Origin of the sequence: Dyella telluris, assembly GCF_014297575.1 — a bacterium.
Lineage (GTDB): Bacteria > Pseudomonadota > Gammaproteobacteria > Xanthomonadales > Rhodanobacteraceae > Dyella > Dyella telluris.
This window is the reverse complement of the sequence record NZ_CP060412.1, coordinates 2596109-2607618: the sequence shown is the minus strand read 5'-3', so window position 1 is coordinate 2607618 and position 11510 is coordinate 2596109. Positions and strand designations below refer to the sequence as shown.

Below are 11510 nucleotides of genomic sequence, written 5' to 3'. Positions count from 1 at the left end.
GCCATGGCCGCGATCACTCGAAAGCTCATGCACGCCGCCCTCGCCACGTCGATGATGTTGATGGGGCCGCTCGCCACGGCCGGGACGAACGCCCTGCCGCCGATCCCGGTGGACAACACGCTGGTACGCAACTACCAGTGCCAGGATGGCAAGTCGCTGCAGGTGGCCTACTACAACCAGCACGAGGGGCAGAGCTTTGCCAGGCTCACGGTGAAGGGCAAGGCGATGCTGTTCGTCGACACCATCGCGGCCTCCGGCGTGAAATACGTGGCCGGTCCCTATACATGGTGGACCAAGGGCGAGCAGGGCGACCTCTACGACATGACGGCCGGGCCGGATGCACCGCCGATCTTTGCCGCATGCACAGTCACGCCGGCCAAATGATGACGGTTTCCTCATCACGCTGAACACCGGCGGCAATCTCCTTCAGCTACCTGACCCGCACGCAACCCGGTTGTTGCGTCGCATGATGACGCGGCAATTTCTCTCGCCCATGCTCTCGCCCGCACGCAGAAACCTGACGTTTGGCCGCCTGATCGAAAGAGCTTGATGGCCATGGACGCGCATGCCTGCGCTGCGCCGTGCCGGGGGGCACGGCCACACACAACGACATGGGGAAGAGAGATGGACTGTCGCCGCTCGCAGTATCTCGTCGTACATCGCATGCCCCGGGCCAGGCGCCCGCTTGCCGCCGCCTGTGCCGCTGCACTGCTCGCCATGGGCACCGCCAGCCCGGCATGGGCGCAACAGACGCAGGACCAGCCCGCCAGCACACCGCAAACCACGCAGCCCGCGCCAGCCGACAAGAAGGCTGCGGACAAGCAGGCGGCGAAATCCGAAGGCCGTGCCACCAACCTCGATGCGATCGTGGTGACTGGCATTGCCGGCAGCATCGAGAACGCGCTGCGGACCAAGGAAAACGCCAACAATATCGTGGAGGCGATCTCTGCCGAAGACATCGGCAAGCTGCCGGATGCAAGCATCGCCGAAAGCCTGGCGCGCCTGCCGGGCCTCGCCACACAGCGTGTCGACGGCCGTGCTGACCAGATCTCCATTCGCGGCCTCTCGCCTGATTTTGCCGGCACCACGCTCAACGGGCGCGAACAGGCGACCATCGGCGAAAACCGCGGCGTGGAGTTCGACCAGTATCCTGCCGAACTGATCAGCGGCGCGGTGGTGTACAAGACGCCCGATGCCAGCCTGATCGGCCAGGGCCTGTCCGGCACGATGGACCTGCACACGCTGCATCCACTGGACCTGCCCAACCGCGCCATTGCCGCCAACCTGCGCGGCGAATACACGAGCAACGGCAAGCTGAACCCCGGCACGGGCACCGGCGACCTGGGCCATCGCGCGAGTTTCTCGTACGTGGACCAGTTCCTCGACCACACGCTGGGCGTCGCGGTAGGTTTCGCGCAGCTCGACTCGCCCATCCAGGAGAAGCAGTACCAGGCCTGGTGGTGGAGCCTGGACAACGGCCCGGGCAGCATCGAAGACGCGTGGGGTGGGCCGCACACGCCGGGCATGCCCGACAGCGTGCTCTCGCAGGAAGGCATGCAGCTGCGCGCGCAATCGGAGAACCAGCTGCGCAACGGCCTGATGGCGGTGCTGGAGTGGGCGCCCAACGACTGGTACCACGGCACGCTGGATACCTACTACTCCACCTTCAACGAAAAGAAGTACACCAACGGCGCGCAGTGGGCGAGCGGCCCGTATAACAGCGCAGGCCCCGCTGAATACAGCAACGTCGGCACCGTGCCCGCATCGCCCTATCCCATCGTCACCACCGGCACCATCGACAACATCCGCCCGATCCTGCAGAACGAATACACCAAGGAACACGACAAGCTGTTCTCGGTGGGCTGGAACAACCAGTTCCAGTTCGGCAACGGCTGGGAGGCCATGGCCGATCTGTCGTACTCCAGCGCGAAGAAGGATCTGCACGACGCGTACCTGTTTTCGGGCATCCCTGACCAGGGCACCACCAGCGTGCAGTTCGCCACGCCGCAGAACTACGGTTACCCGAATTTCCGTACCGGCGTGGACCTGTCCGACCCGTCGTCCATCATGTTCACCGACCCGGACGACTACGGCTACAACGGCCGCCAGGAGTTCGACCACCAGGACGATCACATCAAGGCCATCCGCCTGCAGGTGTCGCACCCCGTCGGCTGGATCTTCAGCACGGTTGACGCGGGCGTGAACTACTCCGACCGCAAGAAGACCAAGTCGGCGGACGTGCAGTTCGCGTGGCTCAACGGCAACGGCTCCACCGGCAGCGACTACAACCCTGCCTACAGCGTGCCGATCAACCCGTCCTTCATCTATGGACCGACCAACCTCAGCTACGGCGGCATCGGCTCCATCCTCAACTACAACGTGCTGGCTGCGCTGAACAGCCAGTTCTACCTCACCTCGGGCAACGGACAGAACGACTGGGCGCGCAATTACTCGGTGGAAGAAAAAGTCCCCGTGGCCTACGTGAAGTTCAACATCGACACGATGCTGGGTGACATACCGCTACGCGGCAATGCGGGCGTGCAGTTCGTGCACACCAACCAGTCGTCCGATGCACTGCAGACCAACGGCAACGACCTGGTGGCCCCCATCAGCGGCGGCACCTCGTACAACAACGTGCTGCCGAGCCTCAACCTGATCGCGACCATTGGCGAGAAGCAGTACCTGCGCTTTGGCCTGGCCAAGACCATGGCGCGCGGTCGCATCGATGACGAGAAGGTGGCGACGTCCGCCAGCCTCAACCTGGTGGAATCCGGTCCCGCCGCCGGGCAGTACCTGTGGACGGGCAGCGGCGGCAACCCGAACCTCAAGCCGTATGTGGCGGTGGGCACGGACCTGTCGTGGGAAAAATACTTCGGCAAGTCGAGCTACGTTGCCGTCGCGGTGTTCAACAAGAACCTGTTGAACTACATCTACAACCAGACCGTGCTCGACTATGACTTCTCCCACTACACCAACGACGATCCCACTCACCCGGCCAGCAGCAACATCGGCTCGTTCACCACTCCGGAGAACGGCACCGGCGGCAAGATGCAGGGCCTTGAGCTGTCCGGTTCGCTGGAAGGCGGCCTGGTCACGCACTGGCTGGACGGCTTCGGCATGCAGGGCAACTTCTCGCTGACCAACAGCACCGTGCCGGTGAGCTCGATCACCTCCATTCCCGGCGCACCGAGCACCCTGCCAGGCCTGTCGCGCAAGGTCGCCAACCTCACGCTGTACTACGAGAAGTTCGGCTGGTCGTTCCGCCTCACCGAACGCTACCGCTCGTCGTTCACCGGCGAAGCCATCGCGCTGTTCGACCAGCTGGGCTACCAGAAGGTGCTGGCCGACAAGCAGACCGACTTCCAGGCGGGTTACGCCTTCACGCAGGGCAGCTGGAACGGCTTGTCGATCCTGCTGCAGGTCTACAACCTGACCAATTCGCCGTACAAGACCGAGCAGATCTCCGACCTGCCGAACAATGTGCAGGTGGGTCGTCCGCTCGACTACAACACGTGGGGCCGCACGGTGATGTTCGGTCTCAACTACAAGATCTGACCCCGGGGCAGGCCACCGGGCCCCTTCCGCCCGGGGATGGGCCCGGCTGTCCCGATGCCCCCGGTGGCGGGCATCGGGACGCCGTGCTTTTCCCCTGGAGGCCGAGGTGGCTATGCTTCGGTGAGCACTGCTACGGACCTGACCATGCGCGAGCTATATCCCGAGATCGAGCCCTATCGCACCTATCGCCTGCGCGTGGACGAGATCCACGAGCTCCACGTGGAGGAATGCGGCAACCCCGATGGCCTGCCCGTACTGTTCCTGCACGGCGGCCCCGGCTCCGGGCTTTCCGCGTATCACCGCCGGTTCTTCGATCCCGCCCGCTATCGCATCGTGCTGTTCGACCAGCGTGGCGCGGGCAAGTCCACGCCTCAGGCCGAGCTGCGCAACAACACCACCTGGCACCTGGTGGACGATATCGAGGCCATCCGCGAACACGCCGGCATCGAGCGCTGGGTGGTGTTCGGCGGCTCCTGGGGTTCCACGCTCTCCCTTGCCTATGCGCAGAAGCATCCGGAGCGCGTGCTCGGGCTGGTGTTGCGCGGCATCTTCCTTGGCCGCCCCGCGGAGTTGCGCTGGTTCAACGAACTGGATGGCGGCGCACGCTGGATCTTCCCCGAACGCTGGGCCCATTACGTGGCGCACATTCCGGAAGACGAGCGCGACAACATGGTCGAAGCCTACTGGCGCCGACTGGACAGCGACGACGAAGCCGTACGCATGGCCGCAGCCCGCGCGTGGAGCGACTGGGAAGGCGGCAGCACCACGCTGGTGCACGATCCCGATGAGCCGGGCATCTTCGAAGACCCGCATGCCGCGGTCAGCGTGGCGCGCACGGAAGCGCATTACTTCCGCCACAAGATCTTCCTTGAGCCGGACCAGCTGCTGCGTGATATCGATCGCATCCGCCGCATTCCCACCACCATCGTGCACGGCCGCTACGACGTGATCTGTCCGGCGAAGACCGCGCACGATCTGGCCACGGCGTGGCCGGAGGCGTCGTTCCATATGGTGCTGGCCGGTCACAGCGCCGCGGATCCGGCCATCACGGATGTACTCATCGGCGCCACCGACGCGCTGGCTGATCGCTACGCCTGATGGTCAGCACCACGTCGGCCTGCCATGGATGGCGGGTTGTCGGTGGCCCGTTCGCCCCCCTTGTCATCGTCGGTCGCCTGCGCTTTGATGCGGTCAGCCGGTGATGAAGTCCCCCGCACATCGCATCGCCGGCATTCAGGATGCCTCGACCGCAACGCGTCGCGCGTTTGCGTGTTTCCCGGCTGGCTCCGCCGGTCCAGCCGGTCATGTGTGTTCCGCTGTCCAGTGCAGTTGAGTCCGCGCAATCCCGGGAGGATGACATGGAGAAGGGCAAGCAAGGTTTCGTGCTTCGGGCTGCGCTGACGGCGCTGTTGCTGCTTGGCGCCGTGGCGAACGCCACACCATCCACGAAGACAGGGAGTAACGGCGCCACGCTGGATTTTGTCGCTTCCCCATACGCCGACTTCCTTTTCTACCTGCTGCACCGTGACAACGCGAACTTTCCCGACCTGCGTGCTTCCGTGCCGCTGGATGGCGTGAAGGAGCTCAACACCGGCATGTTCCTGCCCGCCTATGTGATGGCGTCGGATGTACGCAGCTACGACGACCTCTACAAGCTGGCCTATACCTACGACGACAGCACCGTGCTCGTTGACACCCTCAGGCAGGGTGAGCCCCGCTTCCATGCGTTCATGTCGTACTGGCAGCAGCACGTGGAGCCGGTGGAGCAGGCGACCATCGCCGCATGGAAGGCCGAAGAAGCCAAGAGCCACAACGTTGAGCGACTGGAACAACTCACGCGCATGCGCTTTCCCTATGCATCAGTGAAGGTCGCCGTGATCGCGCTCGGCCCGCTTGGCAAGAACATGGAGAATCCGCCCATCATGTTCGCCACCATGAAAGATGCCGACCTCTCCGCCGTGGTCGGTTACGAGGGCACCCACATGATGATGAACGGGCATGACGGTGGCTGGAAGAAGCGCAAGAACGCGACCAGGGCGATCGATGCGATCTCCACCCGTGGCGGCACCTCGTACGACATCGAGGAGGCGCTGTGCCTGCTTATGCAGTCGAAACTTCCCACGTCTTACGGTGATGGCCACGAGGTAGCCGCCAGCGATGCGGGCGATACGCCGCGGCGGGTTCTGCTTCGTGCGATGGAGCGCGACTGGAATCGCTATCGCGCCGATGCATCGATGAACGCTGCCGATTTCGCCATCGACGAAACCATCCGCACGTTCGGCGCCGGCAACGTGGCCGACACAACGCACTGAGCCACGTGGAAACCTTGCCGACTGCCGGATAAACACGCTATCCGGCAGCAAGGCATGCGCAAGCGACGCCACTGAATAATGCGGCCACTTTCACACCCGAGGGGGCCGCATGAAGTTGCTGTACAAGCGCATGATTTTGACTGCCGGCATGACCGTGTTGTTGCCGCTTTCCGCCCACGCCGACATGCCGGGCCATCACCCGGCTTACCTGCATGCGTTGTCCGATCTGCGCGCCGCGCGCTGGATGATTGCGCATCGCCCGGGCGACGCGGCGGTGAGCAGCCAGGAGGACATCGCCATCACCGAGATCGATCGTGCCATTGGCGAGATCAAGCATGCCGCCTACGACGACGGCAAGAATCTCGATGACCACCCGCAGGTCGACGCACCGATGGACCAGCCCGGCCGCCTGCATCAGGCCGCCGACCTGCTGGCCAGGGTTCACCACGACATTGATCGCGAAGAAGATGACCCTATGACGCGCGACCTCAAGCATCGCGCACTGATGCATGTGGAGCAGGCGCAGGCCGCCGTCGACCACGCCATCGATGACGTGCACTACGAGCGCTGAGCATCCCCTGCGGCACCATGCAAGGCCGCCCGTGACGGCGGCCTTGCAGTTCACGAAAGAGCGATGAGGGCAGGACGGCCGAAGCAACCGCACGCGCCGCTCACCCTCATCAACCGGTTCCGGACCCTCGCCACGAGCCCCTGATCGGTGCACCCAGGCTTTCCCGACTTGTCCGATAGATGAGTGCCTTGAGAGTGCTTACCGTGGGTGCTTTCTCCCACGGGTGTCATCTTTGTCTGTCCAGTTCATCATCTGCCCGCACTGCGCGATCGAACTGCGCAAGGGCATCAAGGTCTGCCGCAGTTGCGACGCCACCGTGAGCTATGGCGTGCCATGGCCTTACACGATGACAGCGCTGCTGCCATCGATCTGGCTCGCCATCGCCTCGCATCACTTCTTCTACGACTCGCTGCTGGTATCGATGCTTATCGGCAGCACGTTGTTCGGCGGACTCTGGGCCATGCTGAGCATGGCCTTCGATGACCGGGTGGTGTTCCGGCGGGCTACTCGCTGAGCTCGCACCACGGCGCCCTGCATCACGGCACGACGCCGTCTTTCAGGCGACGACCGAATCCATTCCCGTACGTTCGCGATGTTCCCGGCACATCTTTTCCACCAGGGCGCGATGGTCCGGCAGGTCGTGCAGGGCCTGCGAGGCGGCCAGCTGGATGTTGCGGAACTCCTGGCGTGCGTCGTCCATGCGCGGATAGGCATGGCGCATGGCGCTGAGGTCGGTCTTGAACTCCATGCCGTACAGCACGTATTGCCAGCTGCAGACCAGGAACATCTCCAGGTCGCTGACGAAATCCAGGCGGTGCGGCGGGCGATGCTTCCACTGCGCCAGCTTGTCCTGCAGTGTCTGCGGGATGCTCGCCGGATCGGCGTTGTCGATCCAGAACGGTGAATCCCGGCGCTGGCTCAGGCAGTAGTGCATCTTGATGAAATCGATGATGCGGTCGTAGCGCGCAATCATCATCTCGTTGAAGTGACGCGCGGCCTGCTCCATCTGGTCCGTGTCGCTGGGCAACAGGTGGGTAAGCAGGTAGGTCGCCAGTTCGATCAGCGCGATGCCGGTGGATTCCAGCGGCTCGACGAAGCCACCGGCCAGGCCCACGGCCACGCAGTTCTTGCGCCAGTGCTCGGGGCGATAGCCGGTTTCGAACTTGATGTGCATGGCCTTCAGGCCGTTGGCGGCAGGCCCCAGGTAGCCGCGGAACACTTCCTCCGCGCGCTCTTGCGTGGTGTGGTTCGATGAATACACGTAGCCCACGCCACGACGCTTCTGCAGGCCGATATCCCAGATCCAGCCGGCTTCCTGTGCGGTGGAAATGGTGTAGGACGGAATCGGCGCATCGGCGCTGGCGTAGGGCACCTGCATGGCCACGGCACGGTTGGCGAACAGCACATCGGCGCGGCTGCGGAAGGGCGACTGCATGACGTTGCCGATCAGCATGCTGCGCAGGCCGGTGCAGTCGACATAGAGATCTGCCGTCAGTTCGCCCAGCTCCTTGGTCACCACGCGTGCGATGGCGCCTTGCTCGTCCAGCTCGGTGCGCTCCACGGTGGCCACGTGGCGCTTGACGCCGAGTGCCTCCTGCCCGTGTTCGGCCAGCACCCGCGCGAAGCAGGCGGCGTCGAAGTGGAACGCGTGGTTCATCGGCCCCTGGTAGTCGGCGTCCTTGAAGCGCTTGGGGCCGCGCGAGTGATCGACCAGCGTAGCCTGCATCGACACCGCATCGGCGAATGGCATGCCTTCCGGTGCCGCGCCCAGCAACCAGTACGGCACCAGGTCCGGCCCACCCGGACGCTGGCTGGGCGCATTGAACGGATGAAAGAAGTGATCGGCACCCGGCGTGCCCGGCGGGCGCACCCAGTGACGGTAGTGAATGCCTTGCTTGTAGGTGGCCGTGGCGCCCACCAGGAAACGGCGCTCATCCAGGCCAATGGCCGCGAGCGTGCCGCGGATGGAGGGAAACGTGGCTTCGCCGACGCCCAGCAGGCCGATATCCGGGGACTCCACCAGGTGCACCTGCACGCCCTGCGGATCCACGGCGTTCACCGCCTTGGCCAGGTAACAGGCCGCCAGCCAGCCGGCGGTACCGCCGCCCACGATCAGCACTTTCTTCAGACGAGCCATGGTGTCTCCCGCCCGGCGCCTGCGCCGGAAACGTGCTGCGCTTGTCCCGCAGCCGATTGCATAAAAGAAATGCCGGGCCACCCCACGCGGACCCGGCAAAAACGCCATTCAAGGGGAGAGGCGGCGACGCCTTCCGTAGCGTCGCCTGTAGAACGGCAAAGCATGGGCGGCGCGTGCATCATGGGGGCCGCCTTTCATCTCGTCAGAACCAGACGCCCAGCTGCACGCCGTAAGTGCGCGGAGCGAGGTACTGCGACACGTACTGCAGCGAACCATCCGACATCAGGAAGCGCCCCGCACTGGTGCGGATCTTGTCGTCGGAGATGTTCTGCACGTACGCGTTGACCCACCACTTGTCGCCCGGCTCGGTGTAACGCAACGACAGGTCGCCGCGCGTATACGCCTTCTGCTGGTCGCCCGAGCCCAGGTTGAAGTAGCTCAGCCACTGCGTGCTCTGGTACTGGGCGCTGACGCGCGGGGTCAGCTTGCCGCCGTTGCCGAGATGGAAGTCATGCTCGTAGATCGCAGTGAGCGAGACGTTCGGCGCGTGCGGCAGGTCGTTGCCGGTAACGTTCATGCAGTTGGCCAGATTCGACGCCGGCGGACAGGCGGGCAGGCCCTGGTAGTCGTTGGAACCGGCGTAGACCAGCGTACCGAGCTTCTTCTTCGGAATGGCCGAGAAAATCAGGCTCGCGCGATCGTCCTTCTGCTGATAAGCCAGCTCCGACTCGATACCGAAGACCTCGGTGGTGCCGCCCACGTTGGAGAAGCCCAGGCCGTGGTTGCCGTCCGGATAGACGATGGGCGCGGACAGCTGGAAGTTCTTGAAGTCTTCGTAGTAGATGGCCGAGTTCCACGTCATGTGGCCATCGAGGAAGGTGAACTTGCTGCCGATTTCATAGTTGGTCAGCGTTTCGGGCTTGTAGAGCGTGCCCGCGTCCTGCGTACCGCCGGACTTGTAACCGGTGGACACGCTGGCGTAAAGCAGGCCGTTGGAGCCAACGTCGGTATCCACGCGAAGCAGCCAGGTCGGCTTGCCCTTGCTGTACTTGGCCGTGTTCACCTGCGAGATGCTGAAACCGTTCGACGGATCCGGATACACGCCCGGGGAGATCGGCACCTGCGGCACGGTGGGGTCATAGTTCCAGCCCCAGTTGATGCCGCCCTTGTTTTCCTTGTCATCGTGCGACCAGCGCGCACCGCCGGTCAGGCGCCAGTGATCGCTGATGTGCCAGGTGGCCTGGCCGAACAACGCATATGACTCCACCGTTTCCTTGGGCTGGATGAAGGAACCCTGCCAGCTGACGGAACCGTAGCGGGTGCCGTTCATGATGGGGATGTCGAAGCGGATGTTGTTGTCTTCGTAGCCGTAGTACGCACCCACGATCCAGTCGACGGTCTGCGGGCCGGTGGACTTCAGGTCCACTTCCTGGCTCCAGCTTTCGTAGTTGGAGTAGTTGGTGCGGTCATCCTGGTACACGCCGCCCGTGGTGAAGCTGGTGGGCACGGCCACGCCGACGTCCTGGTCGAAATCGCTCTTGCCCGAGTAACGGTTGTAGCCGGCGATGTAGGAGAGCTGCATGCCCTCGTTGATGTTCCAGTCCATGCGGCTGCGCAGCGTCTTGGACGTACGGTCCAGGTACGGCGCGGTGTCGATCAGCGCGGACCAGAAATCCTGGCCCTGGCGCGGCGTCTGCATCAGGCTGAGGTCCGGCGTGCCGCGATCGAGGAAGTACTCGTACGACAGGTTCCACTTGAACGAATCGTTGGGCTGCCACAGCGCGCTCACGCGGGCGGCGGACTGATCCTGCGAGTTGTACTTCTGGCCGCCCTGCACATACTGGCTGGGGTCGATCGACTTGAAGTTCGCCGGGTTGCCACCCGAGGCCAGGTACGCCTGCTGCTGCTGCGCCACGGTGGGCAGTTCGCTGGACGGGTTCTGGTAATCGACGTAGCCGTCGTGCTGTTCATGCACGACTGCCACGCGCATGGCAAAGGTGTCGCTGATGGGCAGGTTGAACGCGGCGCGCGCGCCCATCTGGTTGTAGTTGCCCGCTTCCACCTGCGCATTGCCGTAGAAGCCCGCGCCAATGTCCGGCTTGGCCGTCTGGAAGCTGATGGCACCGGCCGTGGAGTTGCGACCCCACAGCGTGCCCTGCGGACCGCGCAGCACTTCCACGCCATCCATGTCGAGCAGCAGGCCCGACGCCGCTTCCGCACGCGGCGCGTACACGCCGTCGACGAAGGTGGCCACTTCCGGATCCGCGTATTCGGTTTTCGCGCTGTCGTTGCCGATACCGCGAAGCGTCAGCGTGACCACGCCGTGGTCGCCCTGGCTGGTGCCCTGCAGGCCCGGCACGAGCTTGGTCAGGTCCTGCACGGTCATGACGCGCTCTTTGTCGAGCGTATCGGGCGTGATGGCGCTCACCGCCACCGGGGTTTTCTGGAGCGGCGTCTCGCGCTTGGTCGCGCTCACCGAAATCGTGTCGAGCTGCTTCACCTTCTTGTCGGCCGGCGGCGCGGAGTTCTGCGAGGACGCGCTCTGCGGCGCTGCATCCTGATCCGCTGCCAGCACCACGCCTGGGGCGAGCACCAGGGACATGGCGATGTACAACGCCGAATAGCGCAACTTCATGTGACTTCCCCTCAATTCATCGGATTGTTGTTCGTCACCGCCCTCGACGGCGACTGGCTTGATGACTTCCCCCAATGACAGCGCTGTCATTCAGTTGTATGACAGCGCTGTCATGGCGATCATAGACCGGTTGCCCGGCAGAAGCTTGACGCGCGGCAACAAGGTGCAAATACCTTCGAAGCCCTTGCTACGACTTGCTTTTATGGATGGTTACACATGTAACACCCGCCAGTTTTGTGCAATAGCAAATAGACATCCAAGCGTCCATTGCAGGTAATCGCTTACGCACACCCTACGTCG

8 protein-coding genes are annotated in these 11510 nt (G+C 63.9%); 6 read left to right on the top strand and 2 right to left on the bottom strand.

Annotated elements, in window-relative coordinates; genetic code table 11:
* Window positions 1-3: 3 nt before the first annotated feature.
* The 6 genes from H8F01_RS11570 to H8F01_RS11545 all read left to right on the top strand — a co-directional run bounded on the left by H8F01_RS11570 (window position 4) and on the right by H8F01_RS11545 (window position 6952).
* Entirely contained in the window at window positions 4-384 is a 381-nt protein-coding gene (locus H8F01_RS11570) for an MliC family protein (protein WP_222615659.1), read from the top strand.
* Between the two features lie 240 nt (window positions 385-624).
* On the top strand, window positions 625-3555 hold the full coding sequence (locus H8F01_RS11565) for a TonB-dependent receptor (protein ID WP_187055278.1): 2931 nt from the start codon (window positions 625-627) through the stop codon (window positions 3553-3555).
* 144 nt (window positions 3556-3699) lie between these two features.
* Window positions 3700-4653, top strand: coding sequence for a prolyl aminopeptidase (pip, locus tag H8F01_RS11560; RefSeq protein ID WP_187059257.1), 954 nt, complete (start codon window positions 3700-3702; stop codon window positions 4651-4653).
* A gap of 260 nt (window positions 4654-4913) precedes the next feature.
* Window positions 4914-5867, top strand: coding sequence for a hypothetical protein (locus H8F01_RS11555; RefSeq protein WP_187055277.1), 954 nt, complete (start codon window positions 4914-4916; stop codon window positions 5865-5867).
* 109 nt (window positions 5868-5976) lie between these two features.
* A complete protein-coding gene (locus H8F01_RS11550) occupies window positions 5977-6438 on the top strand; it encodes a hypothetical protein (RefSeq protein WP_222615658.1) in 462 nt (153 codons plus the stop codon).
* Window positions 6439-6670: 232 nt separating this feature from the next.
* A complete protein-coding gene (locus H8F01_RS11545; protein WP_187055276.1) occupies window positions 6671-6952 on the top strand; it encodes a hypothetical protein in 282 nt (93 codons plus the stop codon).
* A gap of 42 nt (window positions 6953-6994) precedes the next feature.
* On the opposite strand, the gene H8F01_RS11540 is transcribed toward H8F01_RS11545, so the two are convergent.
* On the bottom strand, window positions 6995-8575 hold the full coding sequence (locus tag H8F01_RS11540) for a tryptophan halogenase family protein (protein ID WP_187055275.1): 1581 nt from the start codon (window positions 8573-8575) through the stop codon (window positions 6995-6997).
* Between the two features lie 202 nt (window positions 8576-8777).
* Window positions 8778-11210, bottom strand: a complete 2433-nt coding sequence (locus H8F01_RS11535; RefSeq protein ID WP_187055274.1) for a TonB-dependent receptor — start codon at window positions 11208-11210, stop codon at window positions 8778-8780.
* Window positions 11211-11510: the final 300 nt, after the last annotated feature.